At 62.7% G+C, this 21,701-nt stretch carries 22 protein-coding genes; 10 read left to right on the plus strand and 12 right to left on the minus strand.

Features of this window, described 5'->3' with window-relative positions:
- The first annotated feature begins 55 nt into the window (after nt 1–55).
- The 4 genes from ACO06F_RS13360 (at nt 56) to ACO06F_RS13375 (ending at nt 6,377) form a co-directional block, all read left to right on the plus strand.
- Nucleotides 56–1,963, plus strand: coding sequence for a hypothetical protein (locus tag ACO06F_RS13360; RefSeq protein WP_421693242.1), 1,908 nt, complete (start codon nt 56–58; stop codon nt 1,961–1,963).
- A 208-nt stretch (nt 1,964–2,171) separates the two neighbouring features.
- Nucleotides 2,172–4,097: an MFS transporter gene (locus tag ACO06F_RS13365; RefSeq protein ID WP_421693243.1), complete on the plus strand. Its 1,926-nt coding sequence runs from the start codon at nt 2,172–2,174 to the stop codon at nt 4,095–4,097.
- Nucleotides 4,098–4,226: 129 nt separating this feature from the next.
- The gene (locus tag ACO06F_RS13370) at nt 4,227–4,967 is read left to right on the plus strand and encodes a metallophosphoesterase family protein (RefSeq protein ID WP_421693244.1); all 741 of its coding nucleotides are present in this window, start codon (nt 4,227–4,229) and stop codon (nt 4,965–4,967) included.
- A gap of 6 nt (nt 4,968–4,973) precedes the next feature.
- Nucleotides 4,974–6,377 (plus strand): protein kinase domain-containing protein, encoded by a 1,404-nt coding sequence (locus ACO06F_RS13375; RefSeq protein ID WP_421693245.1) that lies wholly within the window; start codon nt 4,974–4,976, stop codon nt 6,375–6,377.
- Here the strand turns inward: ACO06F_RS13375 and ACO06F_RS13380 are convergent.
- From ACO06F_RS13380 to ffh, 7 genes are all read right to left on the minus strand, one after another.
- Nucleotides 6,374–7,198: a class I SAM-dependent methyltransferase gene (locus ACO06F_RS13380; protein WP_421693246.1), complete on the minus strand. Its 825-nt coding sequence runs from the start codon at nt 7,196–7,198 to the stop codon at nt 6,374–6,376. The two genes, ACO06F_RS13375 and ACO06F_RS13380, sit on opposite strands and share 4 nt — an antisense overlap.
- Nucleotides 7,195–8,754: a sensor histidine kinase gene (locus tag ACO06F_RS13385; RefSeq protein ID WP_421693247.1), complete on the minus strand. Its 1,560-nt coding sequence runs from the start codon at nt 8,752–8,754 to the stop codon at nt 7,195–7,197. The genes ACO06F_RS13380 and ACO06F_RS13385 overlap by 4 nt, the downstream gene beginning before the upstream one ends.
- Before the next feature lie 179 nt (nt 8,755–8,933).
- Entirely contained in the window at nt 8,934–9,332 is a 399-nt protein-coding gene (gene rplS / locus ACO06F_RS13390; protein WP_421693248.1) for a 50S ribosomal protein L19, read from the minus strand.
- Between the two features lie 51 nt (nt 9,333–9,383).
- Nucleotides 9,384–10,076, minus strand: coding sequence for a tRNA (guanosine(37)-N1)-methyltransferase TrmD (trmD, locus tag ACO06F_RS13395; protein ID WP_421693249.1), 693 nt, complete (start codon nt 10,074–10,076; stop codon nt 9,384–9,386).
- Nucleotides 10,073–10,591, minus strand: coding sequence for a ribosome maturation factor RimM (gene rimM / locus ACO06F_RS13400; RefSeq protein ID WP_421693250.1), 519 nt, complete (start codon nt 10,589–10,591; stop codon nt 10,073–10,075). The genes trmD and rimM overlap by 4 nt, the downstream gene beginning before the upstream one ends.
- 10 nt (nt 10,592–10,601) lie before the next feature.
- Entirely contained in the window at nt 10,602–10,949 is a 348-nt protein-coding gene (gene rpsP / locus ACO06F_RS13405) for a 30S ribosomal protein S16 (RefSeq protein ID WP_421693251.1), read from the minus strand.
- A 34-nt stretch (nt 10,950–10,983) separates the two neighbouring features.
- Entirely contained in the window at nt 10,984–12,549 is a 1,566-nt protein-coding gene (gene ffh, locus ACO06F_RS13410) for a signal recognition particle protein (protein ID WP_421693252.1), read from the minus strand.
- 238 nt (nt 12,550–12,787) lie between these two features.
- On the opposite strand from ffh, the gene ACO06F_RS13415 reads away from it, so the two are divergent.
- Complete coding sequence (locus tag ACO06F_RS13415; protein ID WP_421693253.1) at nt 12,788–13,219, plus strand: DUF3775 domain-containing protein; 432 nt, start codon at nt 12,788–12,790, stop codon at nt 13,217–13,219.
- 7 nt (nt 13,220–13,226) lie between these two features.
- Here the strand turns inward: ACO06F_RS13415 and aroE are convergent, their stop codons facing one another.
- Complete coding sequence (gene aroE, locus ACO06F_RS13420) at nt 13,227–14,078, minus strand: shikimate dehydrogenase (RefSeq protein ID WP_421693254.1); 852 nt, start codon at nt 14,076–14,078, stop codon at nt 13,227–13,229.
- Nucleotides 14,079–14,164: 86 nt separating this feature from the next.
- Here aroE and dapF point away from each other — a divergent pair, with 86 nt between their 5' ends.
- From dapF to ACO06F_RS13445, 5 genes are all read left to right on the plus strand, one after another.
- Complete coding sequence (dapF, locus tag ACO06F_RS13425) at nt 14,165–15,022, plus strand: diaminopimelate epimerase (protein ID WP_421693255.1); 858 nt, start codon at nt 14,165–14,167, stop codon at nt 15,020–15,022.
- A gap of 4 nt (nt 15,023–15,026) precedes the next feature.
- On the plus strand, nt 15,027–16,274 hold the full coding sequence (gene mtaB, locus ACO06F_RS13430; RefSeq protein ID WP_421693256.1) for a tRNA (N(6)-L-threonylcarbamoyladenosine(37)-C(2))-methylthiotransferase MtaB: 1,248 nt from the start codon (nt 15,027–15,029) through the stop codon (nt 16,272–16,274).
- Nucleotides 16,271–17,389 (plus strand): signal recognition particle-docking protein FtsY, encoded by a 1,119-nt coding sequence (ftsY, locus tag ACO06F_RS13435; RefSeq protein ID WP_421693257.1) that lies wholly within the window; start codon nt 16,271–16,273, stop codon nt 17,387–17,389. The genes mtaB and ftsY overlap by 4 nt, the downstream gene beginning before the upstream one ends.
- Nucleotides 17,386–17,958: a septation protein A gene (locus tag ACO06F_RS13440; RefSeq protein WP_421693258.1), complete on the plus strand. Its 573-nt coding sequence runs from the start codon at nt 17,386–17,388 to the stop codon at nt 17,956–17,958. The genes ftsY and ACO06F_RS13440 overlap by 4 nt, the downstream gene beginning before the upstream one ends.
- A gap of 322 nt (nt 17,959–18,280) precedes the next feature.
- Nucleotides 18,281–18,781: a MarR family winged helix-turn-helix transcriptional regulator gene (locus ACO06F_RS13445; protein WP_421693259.1), complete on the plus strand. Its 501-nt coding sequence runs from the start codon at nt 18,281–18,283 to the stop codon at nt 18,779–18,781.
- A 4-nt stretch (nt 18,782–18,785) separates the two neighbouring features.
- Here the strand turns inward: ACO06F_RS13445 and ACO06F_RS13450 are convergent, their stop codons facing one another.
- Genes ACO06F_RS13450 through ACO06F_RS13465 form a run of 4 tightly spaced genes read right to left on the minus strand, consistent with a single transcriptional unit; the run spans nt 18,786 to nt 21,680 of the window.
- Entirely contained in the window at nt 18,786–20,219 is a 1,434-nt protein-coding gene (locus tag ACO06F_RS13450; RefSeq protein WP_421693260.1) for an aromatic amino acid lyase, read from the minus strand.
- Entirely contained in the window at nt 20,216–20,803 is a 588-nt protein-coding gene (locus ACO06F_RS13455; RefSeq protein ID WP_421693261.1) for a DsbE family thiol:disulfide interchange protein, read from the minus strand. Before ACO06F_RS13455 ends, ACO06F_RS13450 begins: the two co-directional genes overlap by 4 nt.
- Entirely contained in the window at nt 20,800–20,958 is a 159-nt protein-coding gene (gene ccmD, locus ACO06F_RS13460; protein ID WP_421693262.1) for a heme exporter protein CcmD, read from the minus strand. Before ccmD ends, ACO06F_RS13455 begins: the two co-directional genes overlap by 4 nt.
- Nucleotides 20,958–21,680, minus strand: a complete 723-nt coding sequence (locus ACO06F_RS13465) for a heme ABC transporter permease (RefSeq protein WP_421693263.1) — start codon at nt 21,678–21,680, stop codon at nt 20,958–20,960. The genes ccmD and ACO06F_RS13465 overlap by 1 nt, the downstream gene beginning before the upstream one ends.
- Between the last annotated feature and the right edge of the window lie 21 nt (nt 21,681–21,701).

Genomic DNA, 21,701 nt, shown 5'->3' on the forward strand with positions numbered 1-21,701 from the left:
GCCCTGCTCCGGGGCTGGGCGTCTCGCAAGCGCCAAAGCGGAAAGGGACTGACCAATGCTTGCGGCGGGGACGCAGTGGCCGAAGTGGAGCTTTGCGGGACTTGCGATCTTGGCAGTTTCAGGCGCGGCGTGTCTTGCCATCGCCTTTGCCAGTCAACTGACTCTTGAAGCTCATAGCTTCCGGCAGACGCAGACGGCGTTGACGGCCTTTTGGTTCACCCGCGAAGGCTTCAAGCTTGCATATGAAACGCCCGTGGCAGGTTACCCCTGGGCCATTCCTTTTGAGTTTCCCTTCTATCAATATGCTGTGGCGGCTCTATCGATGACACTCGGATTGTCCATCGCCACCGCCGGCAGGCTGATGAGCTTCGCCTGCCTGATACTGTGCATTCCCGTTGTCCGTTCCATCAACAAGCGGCTGTCGCTGCCGCCTGCTGTTCTCGCCGCCTTCGCGGCACTTGCCTTCTCATCGCCCCTCTATGTTTTCTGGGGCCGAAGCGTGATGATCGAGACGGCGGCTCTCCTCCTCGCCATCATCGCCATCAAGTTCTTCCTCGATTTCCTGCTCGGCGGTCGGAGGCTGGGGGATCTGCTGCTGTTCTCGGCATTCATGTCGCTCTGCATGCTGCAAAAGGCAACGACGGGGCTTCCTGTCCTGATGGTCCTCGGCGCTGTTCTTGCCGGCTGGGAGTGGGCGAATTTCCGAAACGGCGCCGCCGCCCCCAAGCCCGTAACACGCGCGGCGCTTATGCTCTGCGTCCTCATCCCCCTGGCTGCTGGGATTGCATGGACCCATTATACCGATACCGTGAAGGTATTGAACCCATTGGGACCTGACCTCACATCCGCGAGCCTCGCGCATTGGAATTGGGGTACGCTTGAGCAACGAGTCTCCCTGGAGTTCTGGCTCAAACTTGTGCTCATACGGGTCCTCGCCGGGAACATGGGGCTCATCCTCGGTCCCGGACTTCTGTTATTCTGCTTCCTGTCCAATTGCCCCCGCCAGACGAAATACATCATGTCCGGCGCCATTCTACTGGGCGTTCTACCGCTCTTTCTTTTCGCCAATCTGCACATTTTTCATGATTACTATCAGGCATCGAACGTGATGTTCCTGATCTACGCCATGGCCGTTGCGATCGGCGCGGTCATCGTTCCGCGGAAGGGGGAGGGAGCAGCATTTCTGCTGCTTCTCGCTCTCGTCGCCACGAATTATGCGATGCTGGGGATGAGCTATCTGCCAGCAATTGCCACCACATTCGACCGCAACCAGAAAGCCGTGGCTATTGGTGAAGTCCTCAAACGGGAGCTTCCACCTGATGGCCAGTTTGTGGCTTTCGGCAATGACTGGAGCTCGACATTTGCCTATCTCTCGGAGAGAAAATCCTTCACGGTCCCGAACTGGTTTCCTTCCTACGACAAGGTGATCGCCCGGCCACAAGACTATGTTGAAAGGGGACGACTGGGTGCCGTCGTTTCATGTGCCACTCGCAGGCCGGAGATTGCTCAGCTGATCGCATGGGCCGACAGCCAGGGCCCATGGAAGGTGGGCGAGACAAATGGATGTGCCATGGCCGTGCCTGGAAGGGACTATTCCGCAAGTGCCGAACCGGGGCCCTGCCTCGGAGCGATTGAAGCAGCCGGGGTTGAGGTCCGTGGAGATGCCAAGGTCATCCGGTTGTCTGGGTGGAGTGCCACGGGCGGTGCTTCGCCGGCCGCCGCGGATGCTGTCTTCCTCATGCTCAGCACGGCGGGAAAGCCGCCAGCCTATGTCGATACGCTGGCTGTTCCCCGGCTGGACGAGAGCAGGCGTCTCGGGGTCCCGGAGGACGGCGACCTCGGCTTCTCCCGTCTGCTCCCGGCCTCACTTGCTCCAGGCCGCTATGACATCGGCATCATCCAGCAGTCTCATGGCCGCTTCACACTCTGCCCGATGATAGGTCAGCTGCACGTCGAAGGGTAATCTCGTCCAGCGTTTTACAATCCAGCCTTTGAAATCAGCAACATACCGCAGCTGCGAAAACATTCCTCCCCACTCCCTGCGAAAGTCCAATAAAACCGTGGCTCCTTTGCCGATATGAATTCGGGCAAGGATGGGCTGGCCTTGGGAGAGGCCTGCCATCCAGGCAACTGCGCGAGGCCGTCCGCATCGCGCTTCAAAGGGGAGACACATGGCAAACACGACAGCAGGTCACGTCAAGGGTGACCTTGACCAGGGGAAGACGATGGTCGTCTTCGCCTCCTCCCTTGGCACGGTGTTCGAGTGGTATGACTTCTATCTTTACGGCTCGCTCGCCGCGATCATCGCCAAGCAATTTTTCTCCGGCGTCAATGAGACGGCGGGTTTCATCTTCGCGCTCGCCGCCTTCGCCGCCGGCTTCATCGTGCGTCCCTTCGGCGCTCTGGTGTTCGGACGGCTGGGCGATCTCGTCGGCCGCAAGCACACCTTCCTCATTACCATCCTGATCATGGGTCTCTCGACCTTCGGCGTGGGTCTGCTTCCCACCTATGCCACGATCGGCATCCTTGCGCCCATCATCCTCGTGCTGCTGCGCGTGCTGCAGGGCCTGGCGCTGGGCGGTGAATATGGCGGTGCCGCAACTTACGTGGCTGAGCATGCGCCGGACAACAAGCGCGGTCTCTACACCTCCTGGATCCAGACCACGGCAACGCTCGGCCTGTTCCTGTCGCTCCTCGTGATTCTCGGCTGCCGCACCTATTTCGGGCCCGAGTTCGATACATGGGCCTGGCGCATTCCGTTCCTGCTCTCGGCGATCCTGCTGGCGATTTCGGTGTGGATCCGTCTCAAGCTGAACGAGTCGCCGGTCTTCCAGAAGATGAAGGAAGAAGGCAAGGGCTCGAAGGCGCCGCTCACCGAGGCCTTTGCCAACTGGAGCAACCTCAAGATCGTCATCCTGGCGCTGTTTGGTCTTACCGCCGGCCAGGCCGTGGTCTGGTACACCGGGCAGTTCTATGCGCTGTTCTTCCTCACCCAGACGCTGAAGGTCGATCCCGTTTCAGCCAATCTGATGATCGCCGCTTCGCTTGCCCTCGGCACGCCCTTCTTCGTGTTCTTCGGCTGGCTGTCGGACAAGATCGGCCGCAAGCCCATCATCATGCTGGGCTGCTTCCTGGCGATCGCGACCTATTTCACCATCTTCGATCAGATCACCAAGAATGCGAATCCAGCCCTCTATGAGGCGATGGCCAAATCGCAAGTGACTGTGGTGGCTGACCCGGCCGACTGTTCGTTCCAGTTCAACCCGGTCGGCACCTCGAAGTTCACCTCCGCCTGCGACATCGCCAAGACAGCGCTGGTCAAGGCTGGCGTGCCCTACATCAATGTGGCGGGTCCTGCAGGTGCGGCACAGGTGAAGATCGGCGATGTGGTCGTGCCGTCCTTCTCGTCTGGCCAGATCAGCGAACAGTCCAAGGCCAAGAACGAGGAACTCAGCGCCTCGCTTAAAGCCGCCGGAGAAACCGGAATCGCTGCCGCGGCAACAGCCGCCGACCAGCAGATCACCGATTTCGTCACGGCGGCGGGCCTTAAGGACGGCCGCGCCAATGACGATCCGACGAAGAACAAGACGCTGGCGGGCCTCATCGCAGCCGGCATGGCGTCGGACGCCTTCAAGAATGCCACTGACAAGACCGCAGCCCTGGGCACGGTGGTTGATTCGGCCGTCAAGGCCGGAGGCTTCGGTGCTGGCCTGACGGAGGGCTTCAACACCGCCCTCAGCGGTGCGCTGAAGGCCGCAGGCTACCCGGCCAAGGCCGATCCTGCCCGGATCAACACGCCGATGGTCGTCTTCCTGCTGTGGGTTCTGGTGCTCTACGTCACCATGGTCTACGGGCCGATCGCCGCAATGCTGGTCGAAATGTTCCCGACCCGCATCCGCTACTCCTCCATGTCGCTGCCCTATCACATCGGCAATGGCTGGTTCGGCGGCCTGCTGCCCACCTTCGCCTTCGCGATTGTGGCGGCGACCGGCAACATCTACTCGGGCCTCTGGTATCCGATCATCATCGCCGGCATGACGCTGATCATTGGCCTGCTGTTCGTGAAGGATACCCGCAACGTCGATATCCACCGCTGACGGCGGAGGATGTGAGACAATGGCGGCCGCATGGGACACCCCCATGCGGCCGTTTTGCTTTTGCAAGTTTGATTCAGTTCAAGGACCGGATCTAACGGGCGTGCGAAGCGGAGATATGGGAGGACGCCAATGCTGCTCGGCATCATGAGCGACGTGCATGCCAATGAGCTGGCGCTGGACGCATGTCTTGCGGCCCTCGAAAGCCATGCGGTGGACCGTCTCGTCTTCCTGGGCGACATCGTGGGCTATGGGCCGGACCCTGAAGCCGTAACGCAGCGCGTGGCGGATCTCGCCTCCCAGGGGGCCATCTGCCTGATGGGCAACCATGATGCGGCAGCACTCGGGCAAAAATCGTCGATGCATGACGTTGCCGCGGCAGCCATCGCCTGGACGGCGCCCCGCCTCTCGGAATCCTCGCGCCGGTTTCTCAGCACATTGCCGATGAAAGCAGTACTGGAAGACGCGTTCTTCGTCCATGCCGATGCGTCGAAGCCGGAGGGCTGGATCTATGTGCTCGATGCGCTGGCGGCGATGCAGTCCATCATGGCGGTGCCCCAGCGCGTTACCTTCTGTGGACATGTGCACCGGCCGCGGCTCTACTGCCTCACCGCCACGGCGAAGGTGATTGCCCATACGCCGGTGACAGACTCTACCGTGCCCTTGAGCCCTCAGCGCCATTGGCTGGCAGTCGCAGGCTCGGTGGGCCAGCCGCGGGATGGCAATCCGGCTGCGTCCTTCCTCACCTATGACACGGCAAGCCGCGATCTCACCTACCGCCGTGCCTCCTATGATTATGAAGCGACGGCCCAGCGTATTCGCGACGCCGGCCTTCCGGAGCAACTGGCGCAGCGCCTCAGCAGTGGAACCTGATATCCCATGGCCAAGACCAGACTCGAAAGCGGCACCAGACTGGACGGCTTTCTCGTAGGCGATCTCGTTCACCGTGGTGGCATGGCCAGCCTGTGGGAGGTGACACGTGAAGGTGACCCCGAAGCCTATCTGATGAAGATCCCCGTGTTGCAGGAAGGAGAGGACCCTGCAGCCATCGTGAGCTTCGAGATGGAACAGATGATTATGCCGCGTCTCAAGGGTCCGCATGTGCCCCGGCATATCGCCAATGGCGATTTTGCAGTCCAGCCCTATATCGTGATGGAGAAACTCGCTGGAGAAACACTACTGCCGCAGCTGAAATCGCTGCCGCTGCCGGTCGATCAAGTTGCGGCCCTGGGTGCGCACATTGCTGACGCGCTGGATGCGCTCCACGGCCAGGGGGTGATCCACCTCGATCTCAAGCCCTCCAACATCATGTTCCGTCCGACGGGTGAAGCGGTGATGGTGGATTATGGCCTGGCACATCACCGTGAGCTGCCGGACCTGCTGCAGGAGGAATTCCGGCTGCCCTATGGGACTGCACCCTACATGGCGCCGGAGCAGGTGATGGGCATCCGCAGCGACCCCAGAAGCGATCTCTTCGCGCTCGGTTGCCTCATGTACTTCTTCGCCACCGGAACGAGACCGTTCGGTGATCCGCAGAAGCTCAAGGGCCTCAAGCAGCGGCTGTGGCGGGATCCGGTTCCGCCACGAATATTGCGGCCGGACATTCCGCCCTGGTTTCAGGAAATCGTGCTGCGCTGCCTGGAGGTGAAGGCCGGGCGGCGTTACCCCACCGCGGCACAGCTCGCCCATGATCTGCGCAATCCCGGCCAGGTGCAGCTCAGCGCCCGTGCAGAGAAGCTCAGCAAGGATGGCTTCTTTGCGGTGCTGAAGCGCAAGGGCGAACCGCCCATGACGTTGATCGACAAGCCGCCGGACCGCGAGGAAGAGGCTTCGGATGCGCCCATCGTCGCCGTTGCCATCAATCTGGATGACATGACACCAGCGCTCGCCGAAAAACTGCGCAACACGGCACTCCGCATTCTGGAGCGTTCACCGCAGGCGCGCCTTGCCGTGCTCAACGTGCTGAAGCTCAACCGCATCGCCATGGACCAGTCGCTGGATGAGAAGGGCAACAACAAGCACGTACAGCGCCTCGTCTCCCTCAAGGACTGGGCGCGGCCGATGGCGCTCTCCCAGGGGCGCTTGACCTTTCACGTGCTGGAGGCGATCGATCCGGCGGACGCCATTCTGGACTATGCGCGTGTCAACAACGTCGATCACGTTGTAATGGGTGCGCGCGCCAACTCCGCCATGCGGAAGTTCCTCGGCAGCGTTTCAGCCAAGGTGGCGGCAGAGGCGCCCTGCACCGTCACCGTTGTCCGCAACCGCTCGCTTGACGGCTAGAAGGGCTTCCGCGCCTGAATTGAATAGGAAAGCGGCATGCGGGGCATGCCCTCCGGCAGCACCCACATCTGGCGGCGGCCTTCCACCGGCACCATCCAGGGGGCAAACTGCCAGGCGAGCGTCTCGTGTTCGTTGAGCCGTTCAAGCGTCAGGCCCGCGCCGATCACGGCGTTCACCACTTCGGAAACCGGGTGCAGCCACTCATACGTCACGGGGTGGGCGATTTTTGCGGTGTCGCCGGTGTAGGTGGTCTCCGTGCTCATGGTGATGGGCTCATCGGGCGGGGTTCGCCAGTCGAAGCCCAGCCGCAGGCCAGGCGCAGTCTCATCCATCTGCATGAAGAAGGGATGGCCCTCGAGCAGATAGAGCCTGCCGCCGGGCTTCAGCAGCGAGGCGGCCGTTTTGGCCCAGCGCGCGATGTCCGGCAGCCAGCCGATGGCGCCCCAGGTCACATAGACCATGTCGAAATCACCTTCGATCAGCGCCCGCGCATCATAGACGTTGCCTTCGATGAAACTGGCGTCGAGCCCGGTTCGCTGCTGCAGATCGCGCGCTCCTGCAATCGCGTTTGGCGAAAAATCGAGACCCACGCAACTCGCCCCGCGCCGTGCGAGGCACAGCGTGTCGATGCCGAAATGGCATTGCAGATGCGCAATCCGCAAGCCCGCCACATCGCCGATCTCCGCGTGCTCCGTGTCATGAAGATTGTCGGCGCCGGCAAGAAATGCGTCGAGCCGGTAGCCGCCTGCCTCATCCTTGATGTGGATTGCGGCGCGGTCATCCCAGTTGAGGCGGTTCTGGGTAAAATGGGCGTCTGTCATGTGTCTTCGAGGGTTCCGGGCTTTGCGGCAAAGCGAATGGCAAATCGCGTGCCGCCATCGCGTGTATAGCTATAGTCATTTCCGAGCTGCTGGGCAAAGGCGCGGATGAGCCTGCTTCCCATTCCGGATTCGGTTCCCGTCGGGGTAAAGCCTCCACCGTCATCCTGGATCACCAGCTCGGCGCGCTCCGGGGCGATGAAGTGCAGCTTCAGGGTGATCGTTCCCTTGCCCTGATCCCGGAAGGCATGTTTCATCGCATTGCTGATCACTTCATTGGCGATCAGCCCCAAAGGCTGCGCCAGATCCCGGTCCACGATGGCCGCTGTCAGATCCGTGTGAATGGTAACCCCATCCGGTGCTGTCTTGCGGATCGTCCCGGCGAGGGTGAGCAGATATTCCATCAGGTTCACGTCGCTGTACTGGTCGGAGCGGTAGGCTTGCTCATGGAGCGCGCTCATCGCGGCGATGCGGGCCGTCATGTCGGACTTCGCATCTTCCGCAATCGGCTGCAGCTTCATCAGCGAGGCGACGCTTTGCAAGTTATTCTTGGTGCGGTGGTGGATTTCGCGCATCAGCAAATTGTTGCGTTCAGCGGCGGCGGCAAGATTGGCCCGCATCTGCTCGTCGCGGTTCAGAAGCCTGACCACCCAGATCGACAGCACGCCCAGACCGATCATCACCGGCACAAGGAACAGCGCCAGCTGTTCCATCTGATCGCGGAGCCTCGTCATGGCATAGGGCCTGGCAATGGAGGCGATCACCACCAGCGGAGCATTGGGCACCTTGCGATACCCAACGATGCGCTGTTCACCGTCAATCGGGGAGACGGCATCGTAGACGCCCACCTCATTGCGCGGCAGATAGTCTGTAAACAGAATATAATTGGCGAGGTTGACCGGCTTCTCGACAGGGGGGTGGCGCGCTACCTGCCATCCGTCATCACGCAGCAGCCCCACGGTGGATCCGGGCCCGAGATTCAGTGAACGCCACACCACGGACATCACCTCGACGGGGATCTTCACGATGGCCGCGCCGATCAGCTTGCCGTTACGCTCGATCCGCCGCGCGACGAGGAACACTTTTCCCCCGCCCCCGCTTTCAGCCACCAGCGCGGATACATACCAGGGCCGCTCATGCGTGAGCTGGTCCAGTGTCAGGCCGGCTTCCGCCGTCAACGGGGTGCTGGCCCCACCTTCCGAATAGACGATCTGTCCCGTGGCATCCGCGAGGGACAGGGTGACGCCCGGCGGCATGTGGCGGAGGTGGAGTTTCAGCTCCTCGCGCCCGCCCGGGCGCAACATGCTCACATCGTCGCCCACGATGTGATCGAGTTCGTCGATGCTGAGCAAGCTGGCGGTCGTCAGCCATTCGACATGCGTGGAGACGACCTGTGTGGCGGATGTAACCTCCGCGCGGGAACGGTCCACGGCATCGCCGTAGCTGTTCCACGCGATCAGCACGACGGCGGAGACGAGCACGAAGAGCAAAGCAAGGGCGACTGCCAAAACGGCCCAGGCTGCCGGAAGCCGCTTCCGGGGCAAGGTCGACGCCTTCATGTCCTCTCCCTGAATCGCCGGTTGCGGGCGTGATGCGGCCAGTCCTGCGAGCCTCGGTTCTGTTCCTGCGCCCGTCAAGCCCGATGCAGGATGATCTGTTCAGTAGACAACATAAAAAAGAAGGGCCGGAAATGTTCCGGCCCTTCTCGAAAAAAAATATGCGGCCGAAGCCTGAGTGCTCAGTCGGCGGTCTTGGCCGCGGCCGGAGCCAGGCCAATGGCCTTCTGCTTTTCGGCGATACGCGCCGACTTGCCGGTGCGGCCACGCAGGTAATAGAGCTTGGCGCGGCGCACGGCACCGCGGCGGACGACCTTGATCGAGTCGATCATCGGCGAATAGATCGGGAACACACGCTCCACGCCTTCACCATAGGACATTTTGCGAACCGTGAAGTTCTCGTTGATGCCGCCGCCGGAACGGGCAATGCACACGCCTTCATAGGCCTGCACGCGCGAGCGCTCGCCTTCCTTGACCTTCACATTGACGATGACCGTATCGCCGGGGCCGAATTCCGGCACGGCGCGCTGGGCGGCCACGACGGCGACTTGCTCTTTCTCGATCTGAGCGATGATATCCATGACTGTCTTCCTTAAAGGGATGGGGGCCTATAGCCCCAACCCGGTCCAAAATCAAATCTTTCCCGATTCGGGCTTGCGCCAGAGATCAGGCCGTCTTTCGCGTGTCAGGGCTTCGCGCTTCTCCTGCTTCCACCGGGCAATCGCCTTGTGGTCGCCGGAGAGAAGAATCCCCGGAATCTCAACACCTTCCCAGCTGTTGGGCTTGGTATAATGCGGGTGCTCCAGTAGCCCCCCTTCGAAACTTTCTTCCTCGCCCGAGGCCTTGCTTCCCATCACGCCGGGAAGCAGCCTGACGATGGCATCCAGCAGCACGATGGCCGCGGGCTCACCGCCCGACAGCACGTAATCCCCGATCGAAACCTCGCGGAGCCCGCGCTTCTCGATCACCCGCTCGTCCACGCCCTCGAACCGGCCGCAGATGATGAGGCAACCAGGCCCCGCGCTGAGTTCGCGCACCAGTGCCTGCGTCAGCGGCTGACCGCGCGGGCTCATCAGCAACCGCGGGCCCTCTTGGGGTGCGGCGTCGATGGCGGCGGCCAGCACGTCTGGCTTCAGCACCATGCCCGCACCACCTCCAGCCGGGTGGTCGTCCACCGTCCGGTGCCGGTCGGTGGCCGAGGCGCGGATGTCGCGTGCCTCCAGCGACCAGATGCCCTGTTCCAGAGCCCGCCCCGCAAGGGAGATGCCAAGCGGCCCCGGAAACATCTCCGGAAACAGGGTCAGCACCGTGGCCTTGAAGCTCATCGCTTCTCCTCCACGTCGAGAAAGCCCTCGGGCAGGTCCACCACGATTTTCTCCCCGTTTGCTTCCAGAACATACTGGCTGGCAAAAGGAATCAGCACCGTGTCCTTCCGGCCTTCGACCTTGACGTCGATCAGGTCGCCTGCGCCGTAATCCGCCACGTCGACGATCTCGCCCAAAAGCGAGCCGTCGGCCAGGTGAACGGACAAGCCGATGAGGTCATGAACATAGACTTCGTCGTCTTCCGGGATGGGCAGGCGCTCACGGGGCACGAACAGTTCCGTACCTCTCAGCGCCTCCGCGGCATTGCGGTCCGTCACACCCTTCAGGATGGCGAGGAAGCCGTCCTTCTGCGGGCGCAACTTCACGATCTCGATTTTCGCAGCTTTCGCCGTCTCAAGCGGCGAATAGCTGGCGATGGCCGCGGGGTCGTCGGTGAAGCTCCTGAGCTTCACCTCGCCCCTGATGCCATGTGCACCGGTAATGGCGCCGACGAGAACCATGTCACGCGGCGCCATCGGTCGGGGCTCAGCCGTTGGCGGCGGCAGCGGCGGCAGCGGCCTTCTCGCGCTCGAGGCGCTTCTTGCCGGGCAGTGCTTTCTGCGGGTTGTTGCGGGGCTCGCGCTTGACGAGGCCAGCCTTGTCGAGGAAACGCAGCACGCGGTCGGTGGCCTGCGCACCCTTCTTCAGCCATTCGGCGGCCTTCTCGCTGTCGAGCTTGACGCGGTTGGCATCATCCTTCTTCAGCATCGGGTTGAAGGACCCGACCACATCGATGAACTTGCCGTCACGGGGCGCAGCCGCGTCGGCAATCACGATATGGTAGTAGGGGCGCTTCTTCGTGCCCGCACGCGACAGTCTCATCTTCACGGCCATGGGTATCTCCTTTAATGTCCGTACACTGATTGCTTCACTTCTTTTTGCCGAAACCCGGCAAACCCTTGAAGGGTGATCCACCACCGAGGCCCGGCAAGCCGCCAAGGCCCGGAAGCTTGCCGCCGCCAAGGCCGGGGAGGCCTGGCATTTGCGGCAGCGAACCGCCCTTCATCATCTCTTTCAATTCTTCCGGCAGCGCATTGGGGTCGAGATTGGCAAGCTCGGCCTGCATGCGCTCGAGTTCAGCCGCATCGGGCGCGCCTTTGCCGCCGCCCATCATCTTGCCGAACATGCCCTTGCCCTGGCCCATCTGCTTCATCATCGCAGCCATCTGCAGGTGCATCTTGAGCAGGCGGTTGATCTCCTCAACCTTGGTGCCGGAGCCTGCGGCCACGCGCTTCTTGCGCCGGGCGTCCATCACCTTGGGGTTCCGGCGCTCATGGGGCGTCATGGAGCCGATGATGGCCATCTGGCGCTTCAGCACCTTGTTGTCGAGATCCATGCCCTCCATCTGCTTCTTGATCTTGCCCATGCCGGGCAGCAGATTCATGACCCCGCCCATGCCGCCGAGCTTCTGCAGCTGCTTCAGCTGGTCGGCCAGATCGTCAAGGTCGAAAGCGCCCTTCTTCATGCGCTCCGCAATCTTGCGGGCCTTGTCCTGATCGATGTTGAGTGCGGCCTTCTCGACCAGCGAGACGACGTCGCCCATGCCGAGGATGCGGCCGGCAATACGCTCCGGGTGGAAGTCCTCGAGGCCGTCCAGCTTTTCGCCCGTGCCCGTCAGCTTGATGGGCTTGCCCGTCACGGCGCGCATGGAGAGGGCAGCACCGCCGCGGCCATCGCCGTCGATACGCGTCAGCACGATGCCGGAAATGCCGATCTTTTCGTCGAAGGCGCGGGCGAGGTTCACCGCATCCTGGCCGGTCAGCGCATCGGCCACGAGAAGCGTTTCGTTCGGCTTCACGATGTCGCGCACGCTGGCGGCCTCGGCGAGGAGTTCCTCATCGATGGCCAACCGCCCCGCCGTATCCAGCATCACCACGTCATAACCACCCTTGCGGGCTTCCGACATGGCGCGCCTGGCAATCTCGACCGGCTGCTGGCCGGGGATGATCGCCAGCGTGTCGACCTTCACCTGGCGGCCAAGGATCGCGAGCTGCTCCTGAGCGGCTGGGCGCCTCGTGTCGAGAGAGGCCATCAGCACCCGGCGCTTGTCACGCTCGGTCAGGCGCTTGGCGATCTTCGCCGTGGTCGTGGTCTTACCGGAGCCTTGCAGGCCCACCATCAGAATCGCAACCGGCGGCGAAGCGCGGAGGTTGAGGGCAGAGCCTTCGGACCCGCCAAGCGTCTCGACCATCGCGTCGTGGACGATCTTGACCACCATCTGGCCGGGCTTAACCGATTTGACGATCTCGGCGCCAACTGCCTTCTCGCGCACCTTGTCGGTGAAGGTCCGGACCACCTCGAGCGCCACATCCGCCTCGAGCAGCGCCCGGCGCACTTCGCGCAGGGCCTCTTCGACGTCGGATTCCGACAGCGCACCGCGTCCGGTGATCTTGTCCAGAATGCCCGACAGGCGGTCGCTTAAGGTGTCAAACATGTTCCATTCCCTTCGGCACAAACGAAAAACGCACCCGGGGGCGATTCTCGCTGCCGGATGTTGGCCGCCTCACCTCCCGGGAATGTCAGAACCCCATGTGTGAAACTGCCTGAAGACGTTCAAGCCGTCGTGTGATGGAAGAGCCCTTAGATGAACAGCGCTTGCAAGTCAAATTTCCGGACGGGCTGAACCCGGGGGGCCGCCAGGCGTTGTTACCCGTTCAGCCGAGGGAGCCCCCATGATTTCCGATCAGACGCCCGACATTGAATTCAATGTCTCCACCGAACAGGTCTGCTTCATCATTACGAAGGCCCGCCAGTTCGAGGTAAAGGATGTGCCCACCATCTCGGACCCAGCCTCCAATGGCTCAGATGACCGGATGGTCAGCGTGTTGGAAGCGCGCGGCGATGATCCGGTGGCCCAGGAAATCCGCTCTTTCGTCAATGCCATGGATGAGGACCAGCAGATTGATCTGGTGGCCCTCACCTGGGTCGGGCGCGGCGATTTTGACCTTGCGGAATGGCAGGACGCGCGCGCCCAGGCTGCCGCTGCCCATAACAGCCGCACGGCGGATTACCTTCTGGGCCTGCCGCTCCTTTCAGAGTTCCTCGAGGACGCCCTCACTGACGCAGGCCGAAGCTGCGAAGATGAGGAGATCGCGCACCTCTGACGGGGGATCAGCCGCCGAAAATTGCCTCCAGTTCCGCCCGCATTGCAGCTGGGTCGGCGTCAATCCCGGTCCAGTATTTGACGCCGATCACCCCTTGGTTGATCAGCATGCCCAGCCCGTCAATCGTGGTGCAGCCCTGGGATTTGGCGTCGCGCAGGAAGCGGGTGTCGGGCGGGTCCACGATCACGTCGGCCACCACCATCTGGGGTTTGAGCGATGTGACGTCGATGTCCAGCGGCTGGTTGCCATTGCCGAGCCCGATGGAGGTGGCGTTCACTACAATGTCTGTGCCGTCAGGGATCCGGTAGGGCCGCGGCCATACCACCAATTCAGCAGGCGTTTTCGTCTTCTCATTCAATAGTTTGACCAGAGGCTGGGCGCGTTCCGCCGAACGGTTGACGATGGTGATGTCCTTGGCGCCGGCAAGGGCCAGTTCGACCCCGATGGCACGGGCCGCACCGCCCGCGCCGAACATCACGATGGATTTGCCGCGGGGGTCCACCACCTCAAGCAGCGATTTCAGGAAGCCCTTGCCGTCGGTATTCTCGCCGATGAGCACTCCCTCCCGGTTCACCGCGCAATTGACGGCCCCCATGATGGCCGCACTTTCCCCCAGCTTGTCCAGATGCGCGATCACCGCCACCTTGTGCGGGATCGACAGGTTGAAGCCCCGCCAGCCCATGGCGCGGGCCCCCTTGACGGCATCTGCCAGGCCCGCAGGCGGCACCTCGCAATTGATATAGCGCCAGTTGAGGCCATGGTGCCGGAAGGCGGCCTCGATCATTGCCACCGTCGGATTACCGTTGGAGCCCTCTGAGAAGGAGCCAACCAGTTCACTCCTGAAGTCCCGCACCGCCATCCGAATTGCCTCTCCTTGTTCCGAAACAGGCTAGCATTGATCGCCGGTCTAGCAATCCCCCGGCCTTTTCCCATATAAGGCCGGGCATGACTGAGGCCTCTCCTCTCCATTTCCGCAAGATGAACGGGCTCGGAAACGACTTTGTCGTGTTCGATGCGCGCCGCCGCCCCCTCGCCATGGATGAGGCGAAGGCGCGCGCCATTGCGGACCGCGCCACCGGCATTGGCTGTGACCAGCTGATCGTGCTCGAACCTTCGTCCAGGGCGGACGTCACCATGCGCATCTGGAACAATGAGGGTGGCGAGGTCGAATCCTGCGGCAACGCCACGCGCTGTATCGCCGATATTCTGTTCGACGAGAAGAAGGCGAACCGTGCCACCATCGATACCAAGGGCGGATTCCTGGTGGCGGAGAAGGGCGGGGACCGGCTGGTCACCGTCGATATGGGAGCGCCGCGTTTCGATTGGCAGGATATTCCGCTCTCCGAGAAATTCCACGATACGCGCTATATCGATCTCCATGTAGGTCCCGTCGAGGCGCCGCTCATTGACCGGCCATCGGTGGTGAATGTCGGCAATCCGCATTGCATTTTCTGGGTGAAGGATCTGGGCGTCGTCGATCTCTCGAAGATCGGGCCCATGCTGGAGCATCACCCGCTGTTTCCGAAGCGCGCGAACATCACGCTGGCGCGGATCGACGCGAGGGATCATGCCGTGATCAGCGTGTGGGAACGCGGTGCCGGGCTCACCAAGGCTTGCGGCACGGCCGCCTGCGCCGTCATGGCTGCGGGTTTCCGGCTGAAGCGGCTGGATGCCCGGGCCACCATCACACTGCCCGGTGGTGATCTCCTGATGGAGATCCGCGCCAGTGATGGCCACATCATCATGACAGGCCCCGTCGAATATGAATTCGATGGCGTGCTGCCGTCCCATCTGGTGGCCTGAAGCCATGAGCAAGATGGATTTCGTCACCTTCGGCTGCCGCCTCAACACCTATGAGACCGAAGTGATGCGCAGTCACGCAGAGGCGGCGGGTGCGTCCAATACCATCGTCTTCAACACGTGCGCGGTCACGGCGGAAGCCACCCGCCAGGCACGCCAGGCGATCCGCAAGGCCAGGGCGCTACACCCCGATGCGCAGATCATCGTCACCGGATGCGCCGCGCAGACCGAGCCTGAGATGTTTGCCGCCATGCCGGAAGTCTCCCGCGTCATCGGCAATGAAGAGAAGCTGAAGCCCGAAAGCTGGCGGCACGGCGCCAATGCGCGCGTCTCCGTGTCGGACATCATGTCGGTCAAGACTGCAACGCCGCATCTGATCGACGGCCTGAAAGAGCGCACCCGCGCCTTCGTCCAGGTGCAGAATGGCTGTGACCACCGCTGCACCTTCTGCATCATTCCCTTTGGCCGCGGCAATTCCCGGTCCATTTCGCCGGGGGATGTGGTGGAGCAGGTGCGCCGCCTCGTGGCGTCGGGCTATTCCGAAGTGGTGCTGACGGGCGTGGACCTCACCTCCTGGGGAGCTGACCTTGATGGCGCACCGAAGCTCGGCCAGCTCGCTCACCGCATTCTCAAGACCGTGCCTGAGCTGAAGCGGCTGCGGCTGTCGTCCATCGATTCGATCGAGGCCGACCCGGAGCTGATGGATGTAATCGCAGGTGAAGAGCGGGTGATGCCGCATATTCATCTCTCGCTCCAGTCCGGCGACAACATGATCCTGAAGCGCATGAAGCGCCGTCATGCGCGTGAGGACTCCATTGCTTTCTGCGCGGAGCTCAGGGCCAGGCGCCCCGGCATCGTGTTCGGGGCCGATATCATCGCAGGCTTCCCGACCGAGACCGAGGAGATGTTCGAGAATTCGATGCGGATCGTCGATGACTGCGGCCTCACTTATCTTCATGTGTTTCCGTTCTCGCCCCGTCCCGGCACGCCCGCCGCGCGCATGCCGCAGCTGGAGAAGCCTCTGATCAAGGCACGCGCCGCACTGCTCCGCCAGAAGGGTGAGGCGCGGCTTGATGCCTTTCTGACCTCCGAGCTGGGCGCCATGCGCCAGGTGCTGGTGGAAACCGAGGCCATGGGCCGCACGGAACATTTCGCCCAGGTGAAGTTCGAAAGCCGCATGGCGCCGGGCGCCATCGTCAGCGCGCAGGTCACAGGCCGCGGCGCGTCCCATCTCGAGGCCAGGCTCGCCGCATGAGTTTTTTCAAGAAGCTGTTCAACCGCGTTACCGGCAAGCCGGAGAACGAGACGCCGCCCCCTGCCGAAGAGCAGGCGGAAGAGGTTGCTCCGGAATCAGAACCGCTGCCGGAGCCGGAACCGGACACCCAACCTGAGCCCGAAGCACAGCCTGAGCCCATCATCACCGCTGCCGTTGAGCCCGCACCTGAAAGCCGCATTGGCTGGTTTTCCAAGCTCAGCGAGGGCCTGTCCAAATCCTCGCGCAGCATCACCGGGTCCATCACCTCGATCTTCACCAAGAAGAAGCTCGACAAGGCGACGCTGCAGGATCTGGAAGACGTGCTGCTGCAGGCGGATTTGGGGCTTCCCATGGCGGAGCGAATCCTGCGTGAGGTTGCCACCGGCCGCTATGACAAGGAAATCGACCCCGAAGAGGTGAAGCAGATCCTTGCAGCCGAAGTCGCAAAGGTGCTGAAGCCGGTGGAAGTGCCCTTCCGCTTCGGGGCGGAGAAACCCTTCATCATTCTCGTCGTCGGCGTCAATGGCGCGGGCAAGACCACCACCATCGGCAAGCTTGGCGCCATCGCGCGGCGTGAGGGCTTCAGCGTGATGTTCGCCGCCTGTGACACGTTCCGCGCGGCGGCCATCGAGCAGCTCAATGTCTGGGGCGCGCGCATCGGCGCCAAGGTCATGTCCCGGCCCACGGGGTCGGATGCCTCGGGCCTCGCCTTTGATGCCATTGCCGAGGCAAAGCAGGATGGCACCGAAATCCTGTTCATCGACACCGCCGGCCGCCTGCAGAACAAACAATATCTGATGGACGAGCTGGACAAGATCGTGCGCGTCATCAAGAAGCAGGATGAAGCAGCCCCCCACGCCGTGCTCCTGGTGCTCGATGCCACCACGGGCCAGAATGCCATGGCCCAGGCCGAGATTTTCACCAAGGTCGCGGGCGTCACCGGCCTCATTATGACCAAGCTTGATGGCACGGCGCGCGGCGGCATCCTCGTGGCCATTGCAGAGAAGTTCAAGATCCCAGTTCATGCCATCGGCGTGGGTGAGGCCATCGAGGATCTGCAGCCCTTCGATGCCGAGGGATTTGCGCGCGCCATTGCCGGACTGGAGGACGCATGAGCCTGACCACGAGCCCCAAGATGGGGCAGGGGATGAAGCTGCTGATCGAGATGGGCCCGCTCGTGGCCTTCTTCATCGGCAACTGGAAGGCCGGCATCTTCTGGGGCACGGGCATCTTCATGGTGGCGACGGCGATCTCGCTGTCCGTGTCCTGGGCGCTCACCCGCAAGATTGCCATGGTGCCGCTGGTCTCCGCCGTCTTTGTGGCGATCTTTGGCGCCCTCACCCTGTGGCTTCACAGCGATCTCTTCATCAAGGTGAAGGTGACACTTATCAATGCGCTGTTCGGTGCCGTACTGCTCGGCGGCGTTGCCTTCGGCCGCAGCTATCTGAAGCTGGTGATGGGCGAGGCGGTGAAGCTCACCGAGGCCGCCTGGCGTACACTTTCGATCCGCTGGGGCGTGTTCTTCCTCTGCCTCGCGGTGCTGAACGAAATCGTCTGGCGCAGCGTGCCGACCGATCAATGGGTCAACTTCAAGGTCTTCGGCCTTCTGCCGCTGACACTCCTCTTCGCCATCGCCAATGCCCCCTTCATGTCCAAGCACATGATCGAGGATGAGAAGGCCTGATCCCTCCATCCGCCGTCTGTCAGGTTGCGGACAATGGAAGAAAACTGAGGGGAGGTCCTTGTCCTGAGTCTCACTGGCTCCCGCTTGTCAAGTGTTGAAATCTGTGTGCGGATCATCTTAAGTCGCTTCCGGGCAAAGAGCATCCTTGGAGTTTCACGCCGCTTTTTGCTTGCAGCGGAAAATGCGAGCCGCTACTTGTTCGCGGCTCTATCGGGGGAAGCTCCTCACGCTGTGGAGCAGAGTTGAGGCCAGAAATGGCACTGGGGTTTTCGCAACAGCCGGCGGCACATGCCGCCGGAACGCGGGGCAGGAGAAGGGGCGTATGACAAGCACCAAGGACGTGAAGCAGTTCTCGCGTTCACCATCGCACCTGTTGAAACGGGCGGCACAATACTCGAACCTCATCTACATGGGGGAGGTCGGCAAGTCCGGGCTCACGCACCGCCAGTTCACCGTGCTGCTCGCGGTCGACACCAACGATGGCAAGAGCCAGACGGAACTCGTGAAGCTCACCGGCATCGACCGCTCGACACTGGCGGATCTGGTGGCGCGGCTTCTGGCCCAAGGCTATCTGCAGCGCAAGCGCACCAAGGATGATGGCCGCACCAACTCGATCCGCATCACCGCCGTCGGCAAGAAAATGCTGAAGATGGCCCAGCCCGGCGCTGAGGAGGTGGACAAGCAGCTCCTCTCCCTCATCCCCTCGGGCGACCGCAAGCTGTTCCTCGACAATCTGGCTGTGCTCGCCGCCGAGATGGACCGCATCGAGGAAAAGGAACCCGCCAAGCCGGCCCGCAAGATCAAGACCCGCAAGCGGGCCTGATCACTCAGTCAGCCGCGTAAATCCTCTTCCGGAAGCTTGCAGCCAGGGCCGCACATTCCGCACCCATGGTAATGCCGCGGCCATCATCGGGAAAATGCCGGCGCGTTTCGTCAATCAGGGCCTGAAGCAATGGCGGTGCGGGGCGCCCGGTCACGTCCAGCGCCCGCACCGCAATGGGGGCGAGGCTCGCCAGCACAAGTTCCAGCAGGACACCTGCCTTCTCCTGCTTGCTCCAGGTTGCGAAAACGGGTGAGGCCACGTCATCCTGAGCAAAGCCACCCGACTCCGAGCCGGGCAGCAGCGTGGGCGCAGCCAGCATGCGCATCTCTTCCTCATAGCCCACCATCGCCATGGGCAGGCAGCCCAGATAGTCACGGCCGTCGAGATAGCCGAGGAAGGGCGGCAGCAGAGACACAGGGCCATCCTGCAGCTTTGCCGCCACGCGGGTGGCAATAATTGCGAGGTTGGCTGATGCCGCCGTCAGCGCATCAATGGCCGCTGGCGCTTGGGCATTGTGATAGCCCCCGGTCGAGACCACCTCGTCCGGCCCGATCCGCTCACCCTTCGGGAACACCACGGGATTGTCGCTGACCGCGCCAAGCGATTGCCGCGCGATGGCTTCGGCTGAGGCCATGGCGCGGTGCGCTTCCCCCATCACCCGCGGCATGATGCGGATGCTCACCGGCGCCTGATAGGGTCTTCGTGCGCCGCCATGCCCGCCGCCGATCCGCCTGCGCAAGGCTTCAAGCGCCCAGGCGTCGTGCGGATTGTTCCACAGGCCTTCGAGTTCTTCGGCAAAGTGCCCGAGCGGTGCGTTGAAGGCTTCCGCCGAAAGCGCCAGCACATCAGCCACCAGCTCCAGCCGCCGGGCCGCCGCCAATGCGGCATCGGCCACGAGGGCCGTGGCCGCGGGCGAGCCGTTGATGAGGGACAGCATGTCCTTCTCGGCAAGCTCCAGCGCTTGCGTCAGCGAGAGGAACAGGTGCGACAGCGAGAGGATCTCACCGGCACCCCCCTGTCCCCGTGCGGGCACCTCCGGCAAGGGCCCGCCATCGAGCATCGCGGCCAGGGCCTCAGCCACATGGGGGGAGAGTGCGGCATGGCCCTCGATCACATTGGCCAGCCTGGCGAAGACAATGGCGCGTGTCACCCGCTCCGGCAGCGGTTCCCCCCAGGAGGCCGCGCGGTGGTGCGTGGGGGCCATGGCCTGGGCCTTCCGCTCGTCAGGCGTCAGGCGCCGCTTGGCCTGGTGACCATAGCCGGTGTTGACGCCATAGATCACGATGTCCTCGCGCTCGATCAGCGCCAGAAAGTCAGCCCGCGCCGCCGCGATCTTGGCACGCGCCTCCCCGCCAAGCGCCACGGCTTCATGGCCCCACGCCACGCGCTGCAGGGCTTCGAGCGTCAGGTCGGCGCGGCGGTTGAGGGTCAGCGTCATGGCGCGCTCTGGGGAAAGGGTGTTTTCGCCTTCTCGATCTCGGCTGCCATCTCCCCTGCGATGGCCTCGGGCGTCAGCGGCCCGATGTGCTTGTGGCGGATCATACCCTGGCCATCGACGATGAAGGTTTCCGGCACACCGTAAACGCCCCAGTCCACAGCGGTGCGCCCGTCACGATCCATGCCCACGGCGGCAAAGGGCTGGCCCAGCGTGTTGAGGAATCGCACGGCATTCTCGGGCTCGTCCTTGTAATTCATGCCGAAGAGCTGAATGTCGGTCCGCTTCGCCAGTTCCTGCAGCAGCGGGTGCTCGATGCGGCAGGGCGCACACCAAGACGCCCAAACATTCACCACCGTCACCTTCCCCTTCCTCAAGTCTTCATCCGCGAAGCCCGGCATGTCCAACCCGTCAACGGCATGAAGGTCGAAGTCGGGCACGGGCTTGCCGATGAGGGCGGAGGGAATTTCGGACGGGTTCCCCGAAAGCCCCCGCCAGAACATCAGGGCAAGACCTGCGAAGATGAGAACAGGGATCAGCACCACCCAGATACGGGTGCGTTTCGGCTCCGTGTCCGGCGTGCTCATGTGCGCGCCTTCCGGCGTTCGGTATCGAGCCGCTCCGCTTCAGCGCTGAGCTTCCTGTCTCTCAACAGTGTGCTGGCGATCAGGCCGCCGAGGAAGATCGCCGACACTGCGTAGGCGGCAATCACAAACCCGATGTGGTTGGCGGAAAAATCCATCAGCGCTCTCCGATCTCGGCAATGTGGATCTGGCGGATCTTGCGTGCGGCGATCTCGGCCCGCATCGAGACCAGGTGCAGCGCCAGGAACAGGAAGGTGTAGGCGAGCCCCATCACCAGCAGCGGCCACAGCATGGATTTGTCGATGGTGGGGCCTCCCATGCGGAACACGCTTGCAGGCTGGTGCAGCGAGTTCCACCAGTCGACCGAGAATTTGACGATGGGAATATTGATGAAGCCCACGAGCGCCACCACGCGGGCCACCATGGCGGCGCGGTGCGGCTCCTCGATCGCTGCCCAGATGGCCATGTAGCCCACATAGAGAAGCATCAGCACGAACATGGAGGTAAGCCTCGCGTCCCACACCCACCACGCGCCCCACATGGGCTTGCCCCAGAGCGAGCCCGTGGCAAGGGCCAGAAAGCAGAACACGGCACCGATGGGAGCCGCGGTCTTGGCCGCCACATCGGCCAGCGGGTGGCGGAAGATCAGGGCAATGGCGCTGGCGAGCGCCATCACCGAATAGACGAACAGCGCCATCCAGGCGGCGGGCACATGCACATACATGATGCGCACCGTTTCGCCCTGCTGATAATCCGCAGGCGAGGCGGCGAGCGCGCCATAAAGCCCAACGGCAAAGAGCAGAATGGTGATCGCCCAGACATAGGGCAGCACCGCATTGGCGAGCTTGAGGAACCGGGTCGGATTGGCAAGATACTGCATGATGGCGCTTCTCTAACGGAG

Origin of the sequence: Aestuariivirga sp. (assembly GCF_965227715.1) — a bacterium.
Lineage (GTDB): Bacteria > Pseudomonadota > Alphaproteobacteria > Rhizobiales > Aestuariivirgaceae > Aestuariivirga.

Coding starts and splice junctions, on each gene's coding strand:
- ACO06F_RS13360 (WP_421693242.1), top strand. CDS start 56: ATGCTTGCGGCGGGGACGCAGTGGCCGAAGTGGAGCTTTGCGGGACTT.
- ACO06F_RS13365 (WP_421693243.1), top strand. CDS start 2,172: ATGGCAAACACGACAGCAGGTCACGTCAAGGGTGACCTTGACCAGGGG.
- ACO06F_RS13370 (WP_421693244.1), top strand. CDS start 4,227: ATGCTGCTCGGCATCATGAGCGACGTGCATGCCAATGAGCTGGCGCTG.
- ACO06F_RS13375 (WP_421693245.1), top strand. CDS start 4,974: ATGGCCAAGACCAGACTCGAAAGCGGCACCAGACTGGACGGCTTTCTC.
- ACO06F_RS13380 (WP_421693246.1), bottom strand. CDS start 7,198: ATGACAGACGCCCATTTTACCCAGAACCGCCTCAACTGGGATGACCGC.
- ACO06F_RS13385 (WP_421693247.1), bottom strand. CDS start 8,754: ATGAAGGCGTCGACCTTGCCCCGGAAGCGGCTTCCGGCAGCCTGGGCC.
- rplS (WP_421693248.1), bottom strand. CDS start 9,332: ATGGATATCATCGCTCAGATCGAGAAAGAGCAAGTCGCCGTCGTGGCC.
- trmD (WP_421693249.1), bottom strand. CDS start 10,076: ATGAGCTTCAAGGCCACGGTGCTGACCCTGTTTCCGGAGATGTTTCCG.
- rimM (WP_421693250.1), bottom strand. CDS start 10,591: ATGGCGCCGCGTGACATGGTTCTCGTCGGCGCCATTACCGGTGCACAT.
- rpsP (WP_421693251.1), bottom strand. CDS start 10,949: ATGGCCGTGAAGATGAGACTGTCGCGTGCGGGCACGAAGAAGCGCCCC.
- ffh (WP_421693252.1), bottom strand. CDS start 12,549: ATGTTTGACACCTTAAGCGACCGCCTGTCGGGCATTCTGGACAAGATC.
- ACO06F_RS13415 (WP_421693253.1), top strand. CDS start 12,788: ATGATTTCCGATCAGACGCCCGACATTGAATTCAATGTCTCCACCGAA.
- aroE (WP_421693254.1), bottom strand. CDS start 14,078: ATGGCGGTGCGGGACTTCAGGAGTGAACTGGTTGGCTCCTTCTCAGAG.
- dapF (WP_421693255.1), top strand. CDS start 14,165: ATGACTGAGGCCTCTCCTCTCCATTTCCGCAAGATGAACGGGCTCGGA.
- mtaB (WP_421693256.1), top strand. CDS start 15,027: ATGAGCAAGATGGATTTCGTCACCTTCGGCTGCCGCCTCAACACCTAT.
- ftsY (WP_421693257.1), top strand. CDS start 16,271: ATGAGTTTTTTCAAGAAGCTGTTCAACCGCGTTACCGGCAAGCCGGAG.
- ACO06F_RS13440 (WP_421693258.1), top strand. CDS start 17,386: ATGAGCCTGACCACGAGCCCCAAGATGGGGCAGGGGATGAAGCTGCTG.
- ACO06F_RS13445 (WP_421693259.1), top strand. CDS start 18,281: ATGACAAGCACCAAGGACGTGAAGCAGTTCTCGCGTTCACCATCGCAC.
- ACO06F_RS13450 (WP_421693260.1), bottom strand. CDS start 20,219: ATGACGCTGACCCTCAACCGCCGCGCCGACCTGACGCTCGAAGCCCTG.
- ACO06F_RS13455 (WP_421693261.1), bottom strand. CDS start 20,803: ATGAGCACGCCGGACACGGAGCCGAAACGCACCCGTATCTGGGTGGTG.
- ccmD (WP_421693262.1), bottom strand. CDS start 20,958: ATGGATTTTTCCGCCAACCACATCGGGTTTGTGATTGCCGCCTACGCA.
- ACO06F_RS13465 (WP_421693263.1), bottom strand. CDS start 21,680: ATGCAGTATCTTGCCAATCCGACCCGGTTCCTCAAGCTCGCCAATGCG.